Raw genomic sequence first — 21,177 nt, 5'->3', positions numbered from 1 at the left:
CTCTGGAGCTTGTAAGCGCTGAGGTCGACAGCACTTTGCAAGACTCGTGCTAGAGCGTTGCGCGGCGGTGACCGCGACGGCCGGAAGCGTGGATGCTACCACTGCATTCGCTCGTTGGGCGCGGGGCAATCGCGCCAGATTCGATGATCGAATCGACGCCGGAATCAGACCGAACGGTCAAACCCTGCAAGCCCGCGTCCGCCGAATAGCAAATGGCACGGAAAGCGAACTCAGCGTAGCCCAGTCTGGTGCACTCGCCAGTGGTCGCTGACTCGCACTGGTGCGGCGGTCGCGGCAAGGGAGCGGCCTGACCGGCGCACGGCGTCGGACGCCACGCACCAGCGCCGTGCCGCGGTCAGAAATCGCGGCGATAGAAGACGTCGAGCGAACTGGCCAGGCCGCTGGCCGCTTCGAGAAAGATACGTCGGGTCAGCTGATAACGCAGGGCAATGGTGTTGGTCGGTTCGAACACGCCCACGCCGTAGCGCAACGCCAGCCGTTCGGTAAGCCGTCCGGTGGCGACCACACTGGTGCCGGCGCCCGTTCCCTCTGTGTCGAGCTGGAAGTCCTGGATGCCGAGCCGCTGCGCGAGTCCGCCGGTGATCGATGAACTGCCAGCCAGGCCGAGCCCGAGCGCGGCCTGGGCCAGCAGATTGTTATCGCCGGAATCGGCGCCCAATGGCCGACCCAGGACGAGATAGGCCAACGCCTGTTCCTGACTCATGGCGGGTTCGGAGAACACATCGATACGCGGTTGCTCGGCGCTGCCGGTGATGCGCAGACCGGCAACGACGTTCTCCGCCTCGATCCGGCGGATCGCCTCGATATTGAGGAACGGCTGGCTGATCAGGCCGGTGAACAGCAGCTCGGCCCGGCGGATGGTCAGCCGCTGGCCATAGGCGCGATAGCGGCCGTTCTTCAGCTGCAGCTCGCCACGGGCATCCAGGTTGTCGCCGATATGCAGGTAACCGGCAAGGTCGGCGGTCAGGCCGAAGCCGGAGAAGCGCAGGCGGTCCTGGCCGACCTCCACATCGATATCCATCTTCACCGCCAGTGGCGTGGCCTCCTCCTCGGCTTCCCGGCCGACGATCACGGTGTCCTCTGAGACCTTCACCGTCGCCGGAGGCAGTTCACGCACGGTGATCGCGCCCCGTGGCACCTCGACCCGACCGCTGACCGCCAGCTGCTGGCCACTCAGCACGATGCGCAGATCCGGCTCGACCTCGAGATCCGCGTAGGGCTCGACCACCACCGGCAGGCGGCCGCCCTTGATGGCCAGGTCCAGGTCCAGCTCGTCCTGCCAATCCAGCGTACCGCTGAGGCTGCCGCGCCCCTGCTCGCCGGCACGCCAGCCGCCATCGATGCTCAGTCGCTCGCCCTCGATTAGCAGGCGTACCCGCAGATCCTCGAAGGTGGTAGGCAGTTCGCTGCCGGCGATTTCGCCGCCGGTCAGCAGCAATTGGCCGTTCAGGGTGGGTTGCTGCAGGCTGCCGGCGAGCTGGCCACTGCCATTCAACTCGCCGCGCAGGCGCTCCACCATCGGCACGAAGGGTCGTGCCACTGCGAGATCGAGACCGCTGAGGCGGAACTCGCCGTCGATCGGCTTGGCTTCGGGACGCGGGTCGATACGCAGCTGCACGTCCAGGTCGCCCAGTTCGCCACCGGCAAAGCGCAGCTCGCTGTCGACCCGTTCAGGCCGCAGGCGGCTATTGAGCGCCAGGGTCTGGTAGGGAAAGTCGTGCCACTGATCCGCATCGCGGATACGCAACACGCCGGGGCCGGCGTCGACCTGCACCTGCCCGTTGGGCCCTGCCGCAGGCAGATCCAGTTCGATGTCCGCGTTCAGCTCACCCTGCCAGGCGAAATCCTCGGGCAGGTAGTCGGCCAGGGATTGCAGGGCGAAGTCGCGCAGCCGATAGCGGATCCGCGGATCAGGCATCAGCCGCTGATCTTCGGCGCAAAGGCTGGCGGGACCGGAAAGCCAGCAGTGCGCGCCGAGATCGAGACGGCCATCGGCCAGGCGCTGCAACGACGCCGGGCGTTGTAGGGCCCAGTTCTGTTGCTGCGCGCTGAGCTCACCGCGGGTGAGCCGGCCGATCCAGTCATCGCCGCGCAGACCACCGTCGAAGGCCAGCAACAGGTCGAGCAGTGGCCCCTGCAGTTCCAGCTCGACCTGGTGCTGCGCGGCGGTGCCCTGGCCATTCAGCTGCAGGGTTCCCAGGTCGGTTTCGCCGGCGCGGATGCGTTCCGCACTCAAGGTCAGGCGGCCACGCTCGCCTTCGGACAACTCGCCCTGGACGCTCAGGCGCCGCGCCCGGTTGTCCTGATAGCCAAGGTTGCGACCGTCGAGTGCGAGGGTGCCACTCGGTGCATCCGCGGTTCCACCGAGCCTGACCTCGCCGGCGAGCTGGCCGTGCAGATCAGGCCAGAGCTGCGCCAACCGGCTCAGCTCCAGCTGCAGTTGCCCGTCCAGCGTCTGCGCCCAGCGGCCGCTGCCATGCACACGGTTGTCTCCCATGCGCAGATCGATGCTGGGCAGGTTCCAGCTTTCGTCCTGTCCGTCGGCCTGTAACTGCAGGCTGGTGGCCTGCCCACGCAGCCGGCCAGCGATGTCCAGCTGGGCCTCGGCCTGCAGAAGTTCGTCGCGCAGCGCGCCGCTGGAGCGCAACGTGCCACCGAGCCTGCCCGGCAGCTCCGCCAGCCAGTAGGCGGGATCGAGATCGCTCAGCGCCAGGTCGGCCCTCCAGTCGATGCCGTCCGCGAAACCGACGCTCAGCGAACCGCTGGCGCTGCCCTGCCCGGCCCGCAGCGACAGCTGCGGTAGATGCACGGCTTCGAGATTGCCGCTGACCGGACTCGCCAGCGTGAAATCCCCGGCCGGTCCGGTGATAGACGAGTCGAAGTTGCCGAGGTAGTTACCGTTGTCGTACTGGACCTGCGCGTTGAGTTCGCGCAGCGTCACAGGCGGCTCCTCGAGCTCGGGGTAGAGCCGGCGCCAGGGAAAGTCGCGCCACGCCAGCTCGGCGTTGGCGGCCAGGCCGTCCTGCCAGGCGACGTCGCCGCTCAGGCGCACCCGGCGCTGTTGGCCGGCATCCAGTTCGAGCACGGAGATCTGCGCGCCGCTCGGATTGACCACGCCTTCGAGCGCCAGGCGCACGGCGCCACCCTCACCCGGCAGGCGACCAGTACCGAGCAGGCGGTAGCCGTCTCCCATGTTGCCGCTGGCAGTGAGCTCCAGCTCACGCACACGCAGGGTTTCGGGCAGATCGGGCACGGCCTTGAAGCCGTCGGCGGTGAGCCTGATGGTCGCCGGCAGCTGCTCGTCCAGCGCACGGACATGACCGCTTAGCATGCCGTCGAGGTAACCCTGACTTTCGACCTCGAGCCGCACCTGCTCGCGCAGATCACCCTCGACGGCAATCTGCAGGGCCCACGGCTGCTCGTCCGGCGAGCGCAGTGCGGCCTGCCCTTGCAGCTGCAGCGGCCATGCACCAATGGGCTGCAGACGGCCGTCGAGCACCAGGTCGAGGTCGTCCCGGCGCAGCTCCAGACGGTGGATGTCCAACCCGTCCGCGCGCCAGTCGGCCTGCACGTGCAGACGACGCAGCTGTTCGCTTTCGTTGAGCGTCAGCCGACCGATTTCGATACGCTCGACCTGCAGCGCCAACGGCAGCTTCAGCTCCGGCAGGCTGAACGGCTCGGCGTTCGGGTCAGGCTCGGATGGGGCGAAACTGAGTTCGATATCCCCGGTAACCAGCTCTTCGATGCACAGAGTGCGTTTGAGCAGGCACGCCGGTGACCAGGCCAGACGCGGTTGTTGCACCTCGACGCGATCCTCGCCCTGCGTCCAGACCAGGCGCTCGGCTTGCCAGCGCTGGCCGAGCCGGCCTTCGAACGCTTCCACGTTGAGCCCAGGCACTTGCGCCAACAGCCAACGACTACCGCTCGTGGTGCCCAGCAGCGTGCCGAGGCCGATCATAACCAGCAGCAGCAAGGCCAGCAGCGTCAAGCCAACGCCCCACAACAGCCGCCTCACAGTTCCGGCCCCATGGAGAAGTGCAGCCGCACGCCACCCTCGCTATCCAGCGGGTGGGCCAGGTCGACGCGAATCGGCCCGACCGGCGAGACCCAGCGCACGCCGACACCAACTGCGCTCTTCAGGGTCGGGATCTCCAGCGAATTGAATGCGTTGCCCTGATCGACGAAGGTCGCGATCCGCCATTTCTCGGCGATGGAATACTGATACTCGGCGCTGACAGCGAACTGATAGCGACCGCCGATCTTGTCGCCATCGGAGTTGGTCGGCGACAGGCTCTGATAGTCGTAGCCACGCACGCTCTGATCGCCACCGGCGAAATAGCGCAGCGATGGCGGCACGTTGACGTATTCATCCGTCCAGTTGCCGCCCAGTTGCACCCGACCGAGGAAACGATGGCGCTGCCCCAGGGTGGTCAGCCCGCGCAGCAGCACATTGGCGTGGATCAGGTCTGCATCGGAAAACACGCCGTCCTTGGCCGCCGCCACTTCGAACTGCAGGCGGTAGCCCTGGCTGGGATCGATGCGGTTGTCGCTACGCAGGTAGCTGTAGGCGACGCCGGGCATCAGCAGCGTGCTCAGCCCTGAATCGTCGCCGAGACGGTATTCCTCGTGCTGCCATTTCAGCGAGAGCACCCGTAACCAGCCACTGGGCAGACGGCTGTGCCATTCCGGGCCGACCTTGAGCAGACGGCTCAGCGTGTCGGTGCCGGCAATCTCCTCGTACTGGTAACCACCGACGAAGCGCAGCTTGTCGGTCAGCGGCGGATCGAGCGGAATGTCGTACCAGAGCCCGACGTTCTGCCGCGGTGCGGAGAGTTCGGTTTCCGCGCCATAGCTGTGCCCTTGCGGGTTGACCCAGTGGCGCGTCCAGTTCAGGCGGATGCGCGGCCCGACGTCGGTGGAATAGCCAAGGCCGAGGCCAAAGGTGCGCGGCTTGCGGGTGGTCAGGGCAACGGCGACGGGAATGCGCTGCTCACTGGCGCTGGCGGGGTTGGCATCGACCCGCACGCCCTCGAAGTAGCCGCTGGACTGCAGCGCTTGGCTGAGTTCGGCGATCAGCTCGGAGTCATAGGGCGTATCGGCCTTGAACGGCACCATGCGCGAGAGCAGGTCGTCATCGAATGGCGCATCGCCCTCGAAGCGCACGTCGCCGAGGCGATAACGCGGCCCGCTGTCGAATACCAGCTCGACATCGGCGGTGTTCTCCCGGGGGTCGACCGCCAGGCGCTGGCGGGTGAAGCGTCCGTCGAAATAGCCGTAGCGCGAGGCCTGGTTGAGGAACTGCTGCTTCACGTCCTCGTAGCGACCATGATTGAGTACGTCACCCTGGCGCAGGCTGCGCTGGGCGACGCGAAAGCCCGAAAACTCGGCCGCTGGCCCTTCCAGGCGCACGGTGATGTTGCGCAAGCGCACCGGTTCGCCGGTCCGCACTCGCAGCACCAGGGTCGGTTCCTCGCCCTCGCGCACATCGGTGCGGATGCGGCTGCGGTAATAGCCAAGCGCCTGCAGCGCTTTCTCAGCCTGACGCTGCGCCACCCGGCTGTAGCGCAGCAGCTCGCGCGCATCCCGATCGCCCAGGTCGCCGATGTAGTTTTCGATATTCTCCCGCAACGCGCGGTTTTCCGGCTCGACCCGTACGTCCAGCTCGGCCGCGCCGGCCTGGACGCCGCTCAACATCAGGATCGCGATTGCGGCTACCAGCAGGCCGACTCGGTTCGTTTTACGCATGGCGCGCAATGCTAGCACGGGCTGTCTGGCATGCCCGAGCACGCGGGCCAGAGGGTGTGTAAGGCGATCTTGCGGGGGGACGGGCATCGGCTGACATCGCGAGACTTCAGTCCAATCAGACTGACCCGGCCGGATAAAATTCGCCCACACCTAGCGTGCCGCTTCCATCCGCCGGGGCGCCGGATGGAAGAAGACGTGTTCGACGACCGGCCCTACTGCCACCTGGCCGATTTCTTCGTAGCCTTGCCGTTGATAGAAGTTCAGGTAGCGCGGGTTGCCGGTGTCGATGACCAGGCCCTGGGAGGTTTCGTCCTCGGCGCACCACTCATGCACTGCTTCCAGCAACTGCTCGCCATAATGCTGGCCCTGGAACTGCGGGTGCACGCCAAGCAACGGCAGCAGGTGCACGGCACCGCTGGGCAGGCAGGCGAGCACCGCGGCGTGGTAATCCAGGTAGCGCCGCGTGCAGCGAAAACCGGCAGTCAGCAGCATCCGTGCCCGCCAGGCCCAGCTCTCGGTAATGTCCAGCCGACGCTGCGGCGGCGCGATCAGCGCAACGGCGATCAGCCGGTCGTTCAGCAACAGCCCCAGCGCCGGTTGCTGTTGCAGGAAATGCTGGTTCACCAGTTCACGCACCGTGGCGCGGACCCGCTGCTGATAGCCCGGGCGGTCGGCCTCGAAGAGATAGGCAAAGGTCGGTTCGTGGCGGTAAGCGTGATACAGCAGCGAACGGGTTTCGCGGTCGTAACCACTGTCGAGCGTGCGAACCTCGGCGGACATCGGCATGACGACTCTCGGCTTTTTATGATGGATGATTGCAACTTAGCAGCGCTTCGCGCGGCCCGCCATGTCGACGGATGACCAGCGGTGCGCGGCACGACAATCGCCATGACGGTGCCTTTGTACCCGTCACGTGGTGTCTCTAGAATCAGCCCTTCAAGTCCATCAGTTACAGTGCGCGCGGTTGATACGCGGCGCCGACAGCGTCCTCTTCCATGGAACTCTCATGAAAATCGTTTCTTTCAACATCAACGGATTACGAGCCAGACCTCACCAGCTTTCTGCGATCATCGAGAAGCATCAGCCGGACGTCATCGGCCTGCAGGAAACCAAGGTGGCCGACGAGCAGTTCCCGCAGGCGGAGATCGAGGCCCTCGGCTATCACGTCCACTATCACGGACAGAAAGGTCACTACGGGGTCGCCCTGCTCTCGCGCCAGGCGCCGCTGGAAGTTCACAAGGGCTTTCCCAGCGACGGCGAGGAGTCGCAGAAGCGTTTCATCTGGGGCCGTTTCGCCGATGCAAACGGCCAACCGGTCACCGTCATGAACGGCTACTTCCCCCAGGGCGAAAGCCGCGCCCATCCGGTGAAGTTTCCCGCCAAGACCAAGTTCTATGCCGATCTGCAGGCCCTGCTCGAACAGCGTTTCAGTCCGGACGAATCGCTGGCGCTGATGGGTGACTTCAATATCTCGCCGCAGGATTGCGACATCGGCATCGGCGAGGTGAATGCCAAGCGCTGGCTGCGCACCGGCAAGTGCAGCTTCCTGCCGGAGGAGCGCGAGTGGCTGGAGCGGATCAAAGGCTGGGGCCTGCAGGACAGCTTCCGCACCCTCAATCCGGAGGTGGTCGATCGCTTCAGCTGGTTCGATTATCGCAGCCGTGGCTTCGAGGACGAGCCGCGTCGCGGCCTGCGCATCGACTACATCCTCACCACCCATGCGCTGCATGAACGGGTGACCGATTGCGGCGTGGACTACGATATCCGCGCGATGGAGAAGCCGTCCGACCACTGTCCGGTCTGGATCGAGCTGCGTTGAACGCCATCGATACCACGCCGGGCGCGCCGTCTGTCATCTTTCGGTAACCGGATCGTCTTAATCTCGCGGCCTTCAACAAGGAGGTCGCACGATGGCGCCATGTTTCGCTGCTGGACGGTTCTGGATTCGGCTTTTCTCTCCTCTGCTGCTGGCGGTGGCAGCCAGCAGTTCGACCGGCGCCCTCGCCGCACTGCCGATCCCGGCAGACGGGTCCGCGGTACTGCGCATCCACGGCTCCAACACCGTTGGCGCCAAGCTGGCCCCCATGCTCATCGCCGGGCTGTTCGAAGCCGAGGGCTTTCAGGACATCAGCATTCGGCCGACCGAGGTCGAGAACGAGCAGCGGGTCAGCGCTCGCACGCCTCAGGGCAAAGCGGTCATCGCCACGGTGGCCGCGCATGGCACCGGTACCGGCTTCGCTGGGCTTAAGAATGGTCAGGGTGATCTCGCAGCAGCGTCCAGGCCGATCAAAACCAGCGAGCGCGCCGAGCTGGCCGAGCTGGGGGACATGCGAAGCGCCAAGGCGGAACAGGTGATTGCCATCGATGGCCTGGCCATCGTCGTGCATCCGGGCAACCCCGTCGATTCATTGACCACCACGCAACTGGCCCGGCTGTTCGCTGGCGAAATCCGCAACTGGCGCGAGCTCGGCGGACAGGACCTGCCGGTGCGGCTGCACGCGCGCGATGACCGTTCCGGTACCTACGACACCTTCAACGAGCTGGTATTGGCGCGTCAGGGCAAGTCGCTCTGGAGCGACGCCCGCCGCTATGAATCCAACGACGAGCTGTCCCGCGCGGTCACCCTGGATGCAGGTGCCATCGGCTTCACCGGCCTGGCCTCGCTGGGCAAGGCCAAGGCACTGGCCATCGCCGATGGCGACTCGCAGCCGATGCTGCCCTCCCGCGCCCTGGTCGCGACCGAGGACTACCCGTTGTCGCGCCGGCTGTTCCTCTATGCCCATCCGCGCAAACAGTCGCCCTGGACCGAGGCCTACATCGAGTTCATCCATAGCAAGGCCGGCCAGACCATCGTCGAGCGATCCGGCTACGTCGCCCAGCATGTCGAGGCGATTCGGCAAACCGCCCTTGCCGACATGCCCGCCTTCTATCAACAGCTGGCGAGCGAAGCCCAGCGCCTGACGGTCAACTTCCGCTTCGAGGAAGGCAGCGCCCAGCTGGACAACAAGGCGCAGCGTGACCTCGAGCGGGTCGTCGAGTACCTGCGCGATAACGGCAAACTCACCGACAGCGCGGCCTTGGTGGGCTTCGGCGATGCGACGGGCGATCCGGCACGCGCGGCACTGCTGTCCAAGCTGCGCGCCATGACGGTGCGCCGCGAACTCAACAAACGAGGAGTGTTTCTCAAGGAAATCAATGGGATGGGCTCCGAACTTCCAGTTGCCTCCAACGATGCGGGAAGCGGCCGGGTGAAGAACCGCCGGGTGGAAGTCTGGGTCTACTAGCAGTGCAAGATCGTATCGGCGACCGGCCACCGGCGTACTGTCTCGGTGCCGGCGCCGCGTTTAAGCTCGGCGGATTTCCAGCAGCAGGAATCCTTCATGTACCTCGTCTGTGGTGAAGCGCTTTTCGATGTGTTCACGGGCCCGGGCGCCAGCGGCAATCGCCTGAATCTGGAAGCGGTGGCCGGTGGTTCGCCGTATAACGTGGCGGTCGGCCTGGCGCGACTGGGTGTCAAGGCGGCGCTGCTCGGCGGATTGTCCAACGATCACTTTGGCCAGCGCCTGCTCGGTCTGCTGCAGAAGGAAGGCGTCGATACCGGGCAGCTGGTGATCTTCGATGCCCCGACCACGCTGGCGATGGTTGCGCTGGGCAACGATGGCGCGCCGGTCTACAGCTTTCGCGGTGACGGCTGCGCCGACCGTCTGCTGCAGCCCGAGCAGTTGCGGCCGCTGCCCGACAGGGTCCGCGGCATCCACTTCGGTTCCTACTCGCTGGTGGCCTCGCCCATCGCCGAGACGCTGCTGGAACTGCTGCGCCGTGAACAGGCACAACGCCTGATTTCCCTCGACCCGAACGTGCGGCTCAACGTCGAGCCTGATCTTGCCCGCTGGCGCGAGCGGGTCGAGGCCTTCGCCGAGCAGGCCCATCTGATCAAGGTCAGTGACGAGGATCTGCGCCTGCTTTACCCGGGCGTCGAACCACATGGCATTGCCGAGCGCTGGCTGGGCAACCACGCCGAGCTGGTGGTGATCACCCGGGGTCGCGATGGCGCGCAGCTGTTCAGCCGGCAGCACGGCCAGCTCGCTATCGCTGCGCAACCAGTGACGGTGTGCGACAGCGTAGGCGCTGGCGACACGTTCCAGGCCGCCCTGCTGGCCTACCTGACCAAACAACGGCTGGATACCCCAGCGGGGCTCGCACAGATGTCGCCGGCACAGCTGCAGGCCATGCTCGAATTCGCCAGCAAGGCGGCAGCCATCACCTGTTCCAGACGTGGTCCGGAGCTGCCTTACCGATACGAAATTGCCTGAGCGATTTTGCCATCGCCGCCAGAGCGGCTATAACGCTTCGATGCCTTTCTCGACAACGGACCCTGCATGAGAGCGTTGAAGATCTCCGACCCGTCCTACGAACTCATGGACGATCACCATGGCAACTCACTGATCTACCGCGAGCACGGTTTCCCCTGCCCTCTGGTGCGCTGGCACAACCACAAGGAATACGAACTGCATCTGATCGTCGCCAGCTCGGGCAAGGTTTTCGTCGGCGACTACGTGGGCAATTTCGGGCCGAACAGCCTGTTTCTCACCGGTCCGCATCTGCCGCACAACTGGATCAGCCAGGTCGAGGAAGGCGAAGTCGTGGCCAAGCGCGACATGCTGGTCAACTTCACCGACGAAATGCTGGAGGCCGGCCACAGCGTGTTCTCCGAGCTGCGCAGTTTCACGCCGATGCTCGAACGCTCGCGTTACGGCATCGAATTTCGATGCCCCAGCACCATCGACCAGGCCGGCGAGCTGATGCAGCGGATCGCCGACAGCCGCGGCGCCACCCGCCTCGGCTACTTTCTGATCATGCTCGAGCTGCTGGCGCGGTGCGACGACTACCAGCTGCTCTCCGGCGCCACCTCGGCACAGCTGAGCGACGAACACCATGCCGACCGCACCAACATGGCGGTCAACTACATCTTCGAGCACTACATGCGTGAACTGCCGCTGGAAGAAGTCGCCAGCCATCTCGGGATGAAACCCACCTACTTCTCGCGCTTCTTCAAGCGCGCCACCGGCCGCTGCTATGTCGAGTTCGTCAACAGCCTGCGCATCAGCAAGTCCTGCGAGCTGTTGCTCGATCAGGACAAGCCGGTTACCGACGTCTGCTTCGAGTCGGGCTTCAACAACCTGTCCAATTTCAATCGCCGCTTTCAGCAGCTCAAGGGCATGACGCCGTCCTGCTATCGCCGCCTGGTCGAACAACGGCTGACCGAACAGAACCTGGCCGGCTGATACGCTTCCGGCCAGCCGAATTCGACGCCCTCTTCCTCGTCCGTTGCTCCGCACACCTCTCTAAGGTCATGGAAAAGCCTTGTTCTTGAGCCTCTTGAAGGCGTCTGGGTAGCGGCACCGTGGGCGGTCGACCTCAGTCCAAGGAGTGCAAAAACGTATCGGTAGAAGTGCAGTCACGGCTTTGTCGCGCTGCCACTTCGGGCGCTGTAATGCCCACGAGACGCTCGTAGCCCAGTACGCGGGCAACAACAAAAACAATAGCTGCTTCAGGTTCCGGCCTGGAGGGGAGTCCACGAATGAAAGCATTCCACTTGCTGCTCGGCACCGCCTGCATCGCCTCGCTCGGCATGGCCCAGGCCGCCGAAACCCTCACCGTCGCCACCGTCAACAACGCGGACATGATCCGCATGCAGCGCCTCTCCAAGACCTTCGAACGACAGCACCCCGACATCAAGCTCAACTGGGTGGTGCTGGAGGAAAACGTCCTGCGTCAGCGCCTGACCACCGACATCGCCACGAACGGTGGGCAGTTCGACGTGCTGACCATCGGTATGTACGAAGCCTCGCTGTGGGGCGACAAGGGTTGGCTCGCTCCGATGACCGACCTCCCTGACGACTACGACCTGGACGACGTATTCCCCTCGGTTCGCGAAGGCCTTTCGGTCGATGGCACCCTCTACGCGCTGCCCTTCTATGCCGAAAGCTCGATGACCTACTACCGCACCGACCTGTTCGAACAGGCCGGCCTGCAGATGCCCGAACACCCCACCTGGACCCAGATGGCCGAGTTCGCCGAGAAGCTGCACAAGCCTGGCGAGGACCAGTACGGCATCTGCCTGCGCGGCAAGGCCGGCTGGGGCGAGAACATGGCGCTGGTCACCACCGTCGCCAACGCCTTCGGCGCGCGCTGGTTCGACGAGAAGTGGCAACCCGAATTCGACGGCCCCGAATGGACCAAGGCGGCCAGGTTCTATGTCGACCTGCTCAGCCAATACGGCCCGCCCGGTGCCTCCAGCAATGGCTTCAACGAAAACCTGGCGCTGTTCAACAGCGGCAAATGCGCCATGTGGGTCGATGCTACCGTTGCCGGCTCCTTCGTGACCGATGAATCGCAGAGCAAGGTCGCCGACAAGGTCGGTTTCACCTTCGCACCGCAGGAGACCACCGACAAGGGCTCGGCCTGGCTGTACTCCTGGGCACTGGCGATCCCGACCAGCTCCCAGCAGAAGGACGCCGCCAAGACCTTCACCGCCTGGGCGACTTCCAAGGACTACGCCAAGCTCGTCGCCGAGACCGATGGCGTCGCCAACGTGCCGCCGGGCACGCGCGAGTCCACCTACAACGAGCAATACATGGCGGCCGCGCCGTTCGCGGAGATCACCCTGGAGTCACTCAAGCAGGCCGATCCCGCCTCACCATCGGCCAAGCCGGTGCCCTACGTCGGTATCCAGCTGGTCACCATCCCTGAGTTCCAGGCCATCGGTACCCAGGTCGGCAAGATGTTCTCCGCCGCGCTGACCGGGCAAATGCCGGTCGAGCAGATGCTTACCGCGGTGCAGCAGTCGACCACCCGCGAAATGAAACGCGCCGGTTATCCCAAGTAGACCAGGCGCACGTCCCGTGAAGGCGTAAACCCGCGAGGGCTCCGCGAGCCCTCATCGGCCCCTCTTCAGCCGGAGCATCATCATGGCGACCACCACGACTGCCTTGCCCAAGGCCCCTGCGAGCAACGCATCACCACAACCTGCCGAGCGCCGCCGGCCGCGGTTGGCCCCGAGCTGGTTCCTGGTCAGCCCTTCGGTCGCGCTGTTGCTGCTGTGGATGCTGATACCACTGGCGATGACCCTGTACTTCTCGCTCGTGCGCTACAACCTGCTCTATCCGGGCGAAAAGGAATTCGTCGGGCTGGAAAACTTCCACTACTTCCTGACCGATGCCGGCTTCATCCCGGGCATGACCAACACCCTGATCCTGGTCGGCAGCGTGCTGCTGATCAGCGTGGTACTCGGCGTGCTCATCTCCGCATTGCTGGAGGCGGCGGACTTCGCGGGGCGCGGGATCGTCCGCGTGCTGCTGATATCGCCGTTCTTCATCATGCCGACCGTGAGCGCCCTGGTCTGGAAGAACCTCATCTATCACCCGGTCTCGGGCATTCTCGCGGCGGTGTGGAAGTTCTTCGGCGCACAGCCGGTGGACTGGCTCGCACAGCATCCGCTGGCGTCCATCGTGATCATCGTGGCCTGGCAGTGGCTGCCCTTCGCGATGCTGATCCTGATGACAGCCATGCAGTCCCTCGATCAGGAACAGAAGGAAGCCGCCCGCCTCGATGGTGCCGGCCCCATCGCGATCTTCTGGCACCTGACCTTACCCCACCTGGCCCGGCCCATTGCCGTGGTGGTGATGATCGAGACCATCTTCCTGCTTTCGGTATTCGCTGAGATCTTCACCACCACCAGCGGTGGTCCCGGCTACGCATCCACCAACCTCGCGTACCTGATCTACAACCAGGCGCTGCTGCAGTTCGATGTCGGCATGGCCTCGGCCGGCGGCCTGATCGCGGTGGTGATCGCCAACATCGCGGCGATCATTCTGGTGCGGATGCTCGGCAAGAATCTCACCGAGAAATATTGAGGACAGACCGATGCTGACGCTCAAACAAAGTCGCCGCCTCAACACCCTGGTGGTCGGGCTGTTCGCCTGGGCCGTGGCGCTGCTGCTGTTCTTCCCGATCTTCTGGATGCTGCTGACCAGCCTGAAGACCGAGATCGACGCCTTCGCCACGCCGCCGCAGTTCATCTTCACGCCGACGCTGGAAAACTACCTGCACATCCAGGACCGCAGCGGCTACTTCAAGTACGCCTGGAACTCGGTGACCATTTCCTTCGGCGCGACCGCGCTGGGCATGCTGATCGCCATTCCCGCCGCGTATTCGATGGCCTTCTACGAGACCAAGCGCACCAAGGGCACGCTGCTCTGGATGCTCTCGACCAAGATGCTGCCGCCGGTGGGCGTGCTGGTGCCGATCTACCTCTTGGCCAAGCAGTTCGGCCTGCTCGACAGCCGCGCGGTGCTGATCATCATCTACACGCTGATCAACCTGCCGATCCTCGTGTGGATGATCTACACCTACTTCAAGGACATCCCCCGCGACATCCTCGAAGCGGCCCGCATGGACGGTGCCACGCTGCTGCAGGAGATGCTTCGCGTGCTCCTGCCGATCAGCAAGGGCGGGCTCGCCTCGACCATGTTGCTGTCGCTGATCCTGTGCTGGAACGAAGCCTTCTGGTCGCTGAACCTGACCTCGTCCAACGCCGCGCCGCTGACCGCGCTGATCGCCTCCTACTCCAGCCCCGAAGGCCTGTTCTGGGCCAAGCTCTCGGCCGTCTCCACCCTCGCCTGCGCCCCCATCCTGATCTTCGGCTGGATCAGCCAGAAGCAGCTGGTGCGCGGCCTGTCGTTCGGCGCCGTGAAATGAGCGCCGCCTGACAACCAAGAACAACTGAGGATTCGAACATGGCAGACCTGAAGATCCACAACCTGAAGAAAGGCTTCGACGGCAACGAGATCATCAAGGGCATCGACCTGGACATCCGCGACCGTGAATTCGTCGTCTTCGTCGGCCCCTCCGGCTGTGGCAAGTCCACCCTGCTGCGCCTGATCGCGGGGCTCGAGGAGGTCAGCAGCGGGCGGATCGAACTGGACGGGCGCGACATCACCGATGTCAGCCCGGCCAAGCGCGACCTGGCCATGGTGTTCCAGACCTATGCGCTCTACCCGCACATGACGGTGCGCAAGAACATGTCCTTCGCCCTGGACCTGGCCGGTGCCGACAAACAGGAGGTTGCCCGCAAGATCGAAGCGGCCGCGCGCACCCTGGAGCTGGAACCGCTGCTCGAACGCAAGCCACGCCAGCTCTCCGGCGGCCAGCGCCAGCGCGTCGCCATCGGCCGCGCCATCGTGCGCAACCCCAAGGTGTTTCTCTTCGATGAGCCGCTGTCCAACCTTGATGCCGCGCTGCGTGTACAGATGCGCCTGGAGCTTTCGCGCCTGCACCAGGAACTGCAGGCCACGATGATCTACGTGACCCATGATCAGGTCGAGGCCATGACCCTGGCCGACAAGGTGGTGGTGCTCAACGGCGGGCGCATCGAGCAGGTCGGCTCGCCCATGGAGCTCTATCACCATCCGGCCAACCTCTTCGTCGCGGGCTTTCTCGGCACGCCGAAGATGGGCTTTCTCAACGGCCGCGCAAGCCGTGTCGAAGCCAGCGGCTGCGAAGTCGAGCTCGACGCCGGTTGTCGCCTGTTCCTGCCGGTGAGCGGCGCCACGCTGAAGGCGGGCGATCCGGTCACCCTCGGCATCCGCCCGGAGCACCTCAACCGTGGCAGCGAAGGCAACTGCCAGTTGACCGTGAAGGCCGACGTCAGTGAACGGCTGGGCAGCGACACCTATTGCCACGTGGTCACCGGCAACGGCGAGCAGCTGACCATGCGCATTCGTGGCGACTTCACCCCGCGCTACGGCGAGTCGCTGTCGCTGACGCTGGAGGCCGCCCATTGCCATCTCTTCGACAGCAGCGGTCAGGCGGTCGGCCAGCCGCTCCAGCAGGTGGCCTGACGCCCGACGTCGCGCCCAGCTCTTCCAACGGCAGCTCGCTGCGCCCGTAAAGGCAGCGATCCCGCCCCCGGCTTTTCCACATTCAAGCCCAGCGAGGCCCGAGATGAAGTTGAAAGAAGCGAATCTGCCACAGCTGCCGGCCCCTATCGCGCGACCCGACTACTGCCTGGCCGAGGTCTCCACCGGCATCGCCCACATCGGCGTGGGCGGCTTTCACCGCGCCCACCAGGCGGCCTACACCGATGCGCTGATGAACACCGGCGAGGGGCTGGAATGGGGCATCTGCGGCATCGGCACACGCGCCGAGGAACGCTCGATGCGCGACGCGCTGGCCGCGCAGGACTATCTCTACACCCTGGTCGAGCTCGACGACCGGCCTGACACCGAGGTCCGGGTGATCGGCAGCATTCGCGACATGCTGCTGGTGGACGAGGATGGTTCCGAGGCGGTGGTTGCTCGCCTGGCCCATCCGGCGATTCGCATCGTCTCGCTGACCATCACCGAGGGCGGCTATTGCCTGGACGACAGCACCGGCCAGTTCAATGCGCAACTGCCCCAGATTCAACACGACTTGCAGCACCCGCGCCGTCCGGTCAGCGTGTTCGGTCTGCTCTGCGCGGCGCTGGCCAAGCGCCGCGGCGACGGCGTCGGGCCCTTCACGGTGATGTCCTGCGACAACCTCCCCCACAACGGCGACGTGACCCGCAAGGCCACGCTGGCGTTCGCCGGCCTGGTCGACCCCGACCTGGCCCGCTGGATCGAGCGCAACGTCAGCTTTCCCAACGCCATGGTCGACCGCATCACGCCCATGACCAGCACGGCGCATCGCCAAGACCTCAAGCGTCAGCACGGCCTCGATGACGCCTGGCCGGTGGTCTGCGAACCCTTCGTGCAATGGGTACTGGAAGACCGCTTTGTCGCCGGTCGGCCGGCCTGGGAAAAGGTCGGCGTGCAGTTCACCGACGACGTTTCGCCCTATGAGGAGATGAAGATCAAGCTGCTCAACGGCAGCCACCTCGCGCTGACCTACCTCGGCTTCCTGCGCGGTTATCGCTTCGTCCACGAAACCATGGCCGATCCGCTGTTCGCCGAGTACATCCGCCGCTACATGGACGAGGACGTCACTCCGCAACTAGCTCCCGTGCCCGGCATCGATCTCGCCCGCTACAAGCAGACCCTGATCGAGCGCTTCTCCAACTGCGCCATTGCCGACCAGCTGGAGCGGGTGTGCTCCGACGGCTCGTCGAAGTTTCCCAAGTTCACCGTGCCGACCATCAACCGCCTGATTGCCGATAAGGCCGCCCTGGACCGGGCCGCCCTGGTGGTCGCCGCCTGGGCGCTGTATCTGCGGGGCGTCGATGAAAACGGCGAGCGGTACCGCATCCCCGATCCGCGCGCGGATTTCTGCCAGTCGCTCGTCGCGGAGGACGACGATCTCACCGAACGCCTGCTGGGGCGCGAGGAATTCTTCGGCACGCAGATTCCGCGTTCGCTCGCCTTCCGCGATGCCTTCGAGCGCAACCTGCTGCGGCTGCGCACGCTGGGGGTGAGCGGCACCCTTGATCTGTTGCTGACGCAGTGAGGGACCCGGCATGTTTCTCGGGATCGATTGCGGTACCCAGGGCACCAAGGCGCTGTTGCTCGACGCCAGCAGCGGACGCGTGCTCGGCCAGGGCTCGGCCGGCCACGATCTGATCAGCGGGCCCAACGGCCGGCGCGAGCAGGACACCGGGCAGTGGACCGCCGCTTTCGCCAGCGCTACCGCGGCAGCTCTGGCCGAGGCCGGGGTCGACGGCGGCGCCGTGCTGGGCATTGGTGTCTCCGGGCAGCAGCATGGACTGGTCACGCTCGATGCCGCGGGCCGCGTCTTGCGCCCGGCCAAGCTGTGGTGCGACACGGAGTCGGCTGCGGAGAATCAGCGCCTGCTCGACTGGCTGGGCGGTGAACAGGGTTCGCTGCAGCGCCTCGGTATCGTCATCGCGCCGGGCTACACGGTTTCCAAGCTGCTGTGGATGAAGGAGCAGCACCCCGCGCTGTTCGCGCGCATCGCCCATATCCTGCTGCCCCACGACTACCTCAACTACTGGCTGACCGGACGGTGCGCGAGCGAATACGGCGATGCCTCCGGCACCGGCTATTTCGACGTGCGCGCGCGGCAATGGGCGCCCGACATCCTGCGCCATATCGATGCCGAGGGTCGTCTGGAGGCCGCGCTGCCCGAGCTGATCGAGTCCCACCAGCCGGTCGGCCGCATCCGGCCCGAACTGGCTGCCCGGTTGGGGCTCAATCCGCAGGCCATGGTGGCGAGCGGCGGTGGCGACAACATGATGGGCGCCATCGGTACCGGCAATATCCGCCCCGGCGCCATCACCATGAGCCTGGGCACCTCCGGCACGCTCTACGCCTTTTCCGGCGAACCCCGTATCAGCCCGCAGCCGGCGGTGGCTACCTTCTGCTCGTCCAGCGGGGGCTGGCTGCCGCTGATCTGCACCATGAACCTGACCAATGCCAACGCGGCGATGCGCGGGCTGCTGGAGCTGGACCTGGAGACGTTCAACGCGCTGGTGGCGCAAGCGCCGATCGGCTGCGAGGGTGTCACCATGCTGCCCTTTCTAAACGGCGAGCGCGTCCCCGCCCTGCCCCAGGCCAGCGCCAGCCTGCACGGCCTGACCGCCGAAAACCTGAGCCGCGCCAACCTCTGCCGCGCCGTGCTCGAAGGCGTGACCTTCGGCCTGCGCTACGGGCTGGACCTGCTACGCGAAAGCGGCATTCGCAGCGAGCGGATCCAGCTGATCGGTGGTGGCGCGAAGAACCCGCTGTGGCGACAGATCGTCGCCGACCTGATGGCCACGCCGGTGGTCTGCACCCGCCACAGCGAGGCCGCGGCGCTGGGCGGCGCGATCCAGGCGGCATGGTGCCATGCGCAACAGCAGGATCCCGAAGCCAGCCTCCAAGCCATCTGCTCGCGCTGCGTCAGCCTGGACGAAGACACCGCGGTCGCGCCAGTCACCGAGTCGGTCCGGGCCTATGAGCAGGCCTATCGGCGCTATCGGCAGCTGGTGGCGAGCACCTACGGCGGGCAGACACCACCGGAGCTGACGCCGGTCGCCTCCTGAGGCGCAGCGCTCGGTCACAGGCAAACGGTCATAAAAAAGGCAAAGCCACAGTGTGTGGCTTTGCCTTTGGTCTTTTCCCAGGGACGACGCCTCAGCGGCTGCGCAGCGCCTCGCGCGGCACGTACTTGCCCAGCTCGTGACGGGCAATGGCCACCCGATGCACCTCGTCCGGGCCATCGGCCAGGCGCAGCGTGCGCTGCATCGCCCACCAGTGCGCCAGCGGGAAGTCCTCGGAAACCCCGGCGCCACCGTGGATCTGGATGGCGCGGTCGATGACCTTCAGCGCGACGTTGGGTGCGACCACTTTGATCTGCGCGATCTCGCTGGCGGCGATCTTGTTGCCCACGGTGTCCATCATGTACGCCGCGTTCAGCGTCAGCAGGCGCGCCATGTTGATCTCGATGCGGCACTCGGCGATGTGGTCGAAGTTCGCGCCCAGCCGGGCCAGCGGCTTGCCGAAGGCGGTACGGCTGACGGCACGTTCGCACATCAGCTTCAGTGCGCGTTCCGCGACACCGATCGAGCGCATGCAATGGTGGATGCGGCCCGGGCCGAGACGCCCCTGGGCGATCTCGAAGCCGCGGCCTTCACCGAGGATGACGTTCTCGTACGGCACCCGCACGTTTTCCAGCAGCACTTCCGCGTGGCCGTGCGGGGCGTCGTCGTAGCCGAACACCGGCAGCGGGCGCAGCACCTTCACGCCGGGAGTATCCATAGGCACCAGAATCATCGAGTGCTGGGCGTGGCGCGGTGCATCCGGGTTGGTCAGGCCCATGAAGATCATGATCTTGCAGCGCGGGTCGCAGGCGCCGGAGGTCCACCACTTGCGACCGTTGATGACCCACTCGTCACCCTCGCGCACCGCGCGGGCTTCCATGTTGGTGGCGTCGGACGAAGCCACGCCGGGCTCGGTCATGCCGAAGGCCGAACGGATTTCGCCGCGCAGCAACGGTTCCAGCCACTCGCGCTTCTGCGCCTCGCTGCCGTAGCGCACCAGCACTTCCATGTTGCCGGTATCCGGCGCCGAGCAGTTGAACGCTTCCGGGCCGAGGCCCGAGCTGCCCATGATTTCCGCCAGCGGTGCGTATTCGGTATTGGTCAGGCCGGCGCCCAGTTCCGATTCCGGCAGGAACAGGTTCCACAGCCCCTCCGCCTTGGCCTTGGCCTTGAGTTCCTCGACGATAGCGGTCGGCTGCCAGCGGTCACCCTCGGCGACCTGCTGGTAGAACACCTTTTCGGCGGGATAGACATGAGCATCCATGAACGCTTGCACGCGCTCTCTCAGCTCTTGAACCTTCGGGGAGTAGGCGAAATTCATGGGCGACAACCTTCTGGCAGGTAATGTTTTGTAGTTTTGAATGCTAGAGGAGGCCCAGCGATTTATCGAAGCTATTTTCCTCGTGTATAAACATTCATCACCGATATATGATCGGCGAATTCCGATACACGCCGGAGAGCACAACAATGAACCTGAACAAGGTCGATCTGAATCTTTTCATCGTCTTCGATGCCATCTACACCGAGGCCAACCTGACCCGTGCCGGGCAGATCGTCGGCATCACCCAGCCCGCTGTTTCCAACGCCCTTGCCCGCTTGCGCGAGACGTTCAACGATCCGCTGTTCGTGCGCACCGCCCAGGGCATGGTGCCGACGCCGATGGCGCAGAACATCATCGGCCCGGTGCGCAATGCGCTGCAGCTGTTGCGGGTATCGGTGCAGGAAAGCCGCACCTTCAGCCCGGCGCAGGCAAACAAGACGTTCCGCATCAGCATGACCGACCTCACCGAGGCGGTGATGCTGCCGCCGCTGTTCCAGCGCCTGCGCCGCCTGGCACCGAACGTGAAGATCGAGAGCATGCTGGCCAAGCGCCGCGAGACGACCAAGGAACTGGCCGCCGGCCGCCTGGACTTCGCCATGGACGCGCCACTCAACACCGACCCGCAGGTGCGTCACGTCAAGCTGCTGGAAGACCGTTACATCTGCGCCATGCGCCGCGGCCACCCGCTGGCCAAGGACAAGCTCACCCTGGAGCAATACCTGTCGCTGTCGCACATCCACATTTCCAGCCGCCGCAGCGGGCTCGGTCTGGTGGACCTGGCATTGGGCAAGATGGGTCTGCAGCGCAAGATCGCCCTGCGCTCGCAGCACTACCTGATGGCGACCCAGGTGATCGACCAGACCGACATGGCGGTGACCGTTCCCGAGCGTTTCGCCCGGCGGCACAACCTGCACCAGGTCGACCTGCCGGTGGACATCATGCCGCTGGAAACCCACATCTACTGGCATGAAAGCACCGATCAGGACCCGGCCAACCGCTGGATGCGCGAGCAGATGATCGAGATCGCCCAGCAGGTCACCGCGCAGCAGGATCTCTGATTTCCTGGCGGGTGAAA

General features: G+C 65.2%; 15 protein-coding genes. 11 read left to right on the top strand and 4 right to left on the bottom strand.

The features are described 5' to 3' along the window. Positions 1–355 precede the first annotated feature (355 nt). The 3 genes from P5703_RS09040 to P5703_RS09030 all read right to left on the bottom strand — a co-directional run bounded on the left by P5703_RS09040 (position 356) and on the right by P5703_RS09030 (position 6,552). The gene (locus tag P5703_RS09040; protein WP_502989180.1) at positions 356–4,036 is read right to left on the bottom strand and encodes a translocation/assembly module TamB domain-containing protein; all 3,681 of its coding nucleotides are present in this window, start codon (positions 4,034–4,036) and stop codon (positions 356–358) included. After that, on the bottom strand, positions 4,033–5,715 hold the full coding sequence (locus tag P5703_RS09035; protein ID WP_230624853.1) for an autotransporter assembly complex protein TamA: 1,683 nt from the start codon (positions 5,713–5,715) through the stop codon (positions 4,033–4,035). The genes P5703_RS09040 and P5703_RS09035 overlap by 4 nt, the downstream gene beginning before the upstream one ends. A gap of 201 nt (positions 5,716–5,916) precedes the next feature. Next, a complete protein-coding gene (locus P5703_RS09030; protein WP_011913315.1) occupies positions 5,917–6,552 on the bottom strand; it encodes a GNAT family N-acetyltransferase in 636 nt (211 codons plus the stop codon). Between the two features lie 220 nt (positions 6,553–6,772). Between P5703_RS09030 and xthA the strand changes: the two genes are divergently transcribed. The 10 genes from xthA to xylB all read left to right on the top strand — a co-directional run bounded on the left by xthA (position 6,773) and on the right by xylB (position 18,784). Then, positions 6,773–7,585, top strand: a complete 813-nt coding sequence (gene xthA, locus P5703_RS09025; RefSeq protein ID WP_013982852.1) for an exodeoxyribonuclease III — start codon at positions 6,773–6,775, stop codon at positions 7,583–7,585. A gap of 91 nt (positions 7,586–7,676) precedes the next feature. Then, positions 7,677–9,050, top strand: a complete 1,374-nt coding sequence (locus tag P5703_RS09020; RefSeq protein WP_014596747.1) for a phosphate ABC transporter substrate-binding/OmpA family protein — start codon at positions 7,677–7,679, stop codon at positions 9,048–9,050. Between the two features lie 96 nt (positions 9,051–9,146). Then, positions 9,147–10,079, top strand: coding sequence for a carbohydrate kinase family protein (locus tag P5703_RS09015; protein ID WP_285586201.1), 933 nt, complete (start codon positions 9,147–9,149; stop codon positions 10,077–10,079). Between the two features lie 66 nt (positions 10,080–10,145). Next, positions 10,146–11,051, top strand: coding sequence for an AraC family transcriptional regulator (locus P5703_RS09010; protein ID WP_011913319.1), 906 nt, complete (start codon positions 10,146–10,148; stop codon positions 11,049–11,051). Positions 11,052–11,347: 296 nt separating this feature from the next. Then, positions 11,348–12,655, top strand: coding sequence for an ABC transporter substrate-binding protein (locus tag P5703_RS09005; protein ID WP_014596749.1), 1,308 nt, complete (start codon positions 11,348–11,350; stop codon positions 12,653–12,655). An 82-nt stretch (positions 12,656–12,737) separates the two neighbouring features. Beyond that, positions 12,738–13,682: a carbohydrate ABC transporter permease gene (locus P5703_RS09000; protein WP_234492891.1), complete on the top strand. Its 945-nt coding sequence runs from the start codon at positions 12,738–12,740 to the stop codon at positions 13,680–13,682. A 10-nt stretch (positions 13,683–13,692) separates the two neighbouring features. Next, entirely contained in the window at positions 13,693–14,526 is an 834-nt protein-coding gene (locus tag P5703_RS08995) for a carbohydrate ABC transporter permease (protein WP_011913322.1), read from the top strand. 38 nt (positions 14,527–14,564) lie between these two features. Continuing rightward, positions 14,565–15,668 (top strand): ABC transporter ATP-binding protein, encoded by a 1,104-nt coding sequence (locus P5703_RS08990; protein WP_014596752.1) that lies wholly within the window; start codon positions 14,565–14,567, stop codon positions 15,666–15,668. A gap of 103 nt (positions 15,669–15,771) precedes the next feature. Beyond that, positions 15,772–17,250, top strand: coding sequence for a mannitol dehydrogenase family protein (locus tag P5703_RS08985; protein ID WP_279641489.1), 1,479 nt, complete (start codon positions 15,772–15,774; stop codon positions 17,248–17,250). A gap of 10 nt (positions 17,251–17,260) precedes the next feature. Then, positions 17,261–18,784: a xylulokinase gene (gene xylB, locus P5703_RS08980; protein ID WP_125842461.1), complete on the top strand. Its 1,524-nt coding sequence runs from the start codon at positions 17,261–17,263 to the stop codon at positions 18,782–18,784. A 91-nt stretch (positions 18,785–18,875) separates the two neighbouring features. Here the strand turns inward: xylB and P5703_RS08975 are convergent, their stop codons facing one another. Then, positions 18,876–20,102, bottom strand: coding sequence for an acyl-CoA dehydrogenase (locus P5703_RS08975; RefSeq protein WP_013982861.1), 1,227 nt, complete (start codon positions 20,100–20,102; stop codon positions 18,876–18,878). 146 nt (positions 20,103–20,248) lie between these two features. On the opposite strand from P5703_RS08975, the gene P5703_RS08970 reads away from it, so the two are divergent. Next, complete coding sequence (locus P5703_RS08970; protein WP_011913327.1) at positions 20,249–21,160, top strand: LysR family transcriptional regulator; 912 nt, start codon at positions 20,249–20,251, stop codon at positions 21,158–21,160. The last annotated feature ends 17 nt before the right edge of the window (positions 21,161–21,177 follow it).

This window comes from Stutzerimonas sp. FeSN7, assembly GCF_030263795.1.
Classification (GTDB): Bacteria; Pseudomonadota; Gammaproteobacteria; order Pseudomonadales; family Pseudomonadaceae; genus Stutzerimonas; species Stutzerimonas stutzeri.
This window is presented reverse-complemented; position numbering and strand designations above follow the sequence as displayed.

Coding starts and splice junctions, on each gene's coding strand:
- P5703_RS08975 (WP_013982861.1), bottom strand. CDS start 20,102: ATGAATTTCGCCTACTCCCCGAAGGTTCAAGAGCTGAGAGAGCGCGTG.
- P5703_RS09005 (WP_014596749.1), top strand. CDS start 11,348: ATGAAAGCATTCCACTTGCTGCTCGGCACCGCCTGCATCGCCTCGCTC.
- P5703_RS09030 (WP_011913315.1), bottom strand. CDS start 6,552: ATGCCGATGTCCGCCGAGGTTCGCACGCTCGACAGTGGTTACGACCGC.
- xthA (WP_013982852.1), top strand. CDS start 6,773: ATGAAAATCGTTTCTTTCAACATCAACGGATTACGAGCCAGACCTCAC.
- P5703_RS09015 (WP_285586201.1), top strand. CDS start 9,147: ATGTACCTCGTCTGTGGTGAAGCGCTTTTCGATGTGTTCACGGGCCCG.
- P5703_RS08995 (WP_011913322.1), top strand. CDS start 13,693: ATGCTGACGCTCAAACAAAGTCGCCGCCTCAACACCCTGGTGGTCGGG.
- P5703_RS08990 (WP_014596752.1), top strand. CDS start 14,565: ATGGCAGACCTGAAGATCCACAACCTGAAGAAAGGCTTCGACGGCAAC.
- P5703_RS09035 (WP_230624853.1), bottom strand. CDS start 5,715: ATGTTGAGCGGCGTCCAGGCCGGCGCGGCCGAGCTGGACGTACGGGTC.
- P5703_RS09000 (WP_234492891.1), top strand. CDS start 12,738: ATGGCGACCACCACGACTGCCTTGCCCAAGGCCCCTGCGAGCAACGCA.
- P5703_RS08970 (WP_011913327.1), top strand. CDS start 20,249: ATGAACCTGAACAAGGTCGATCTGAATCTTTTCATCGTCTTCGATGCC.
- P5703_RS09020 (WP_014596747.1), top strand. CDS start 7,677: ATGGCGCCATGTTTCGCTGCTGGACGGTTCTGGATTCGGCTTTTCTCT.
- P5703_RS08985 (WP_279641489.1), top strand. CDS start 15,772: ATGAAGTTGAAAGAAGCGAATCTGCCACAGCTGCCGGCCCCTATCGCG.
- P5703_RS09010 (WP_011913319.1), top strand. CDS start 10,146: ATGAGAGCGTTGAAGATCTCCGACCCGTCCTACGAACTCATGGACGAT.
- xylB (WP_125842461.1), top strand. CDS start 17,261: ATGTTTCTCGGGATCGATTGCGGTACCCAGGGCACCAAGGCGCTGTTG.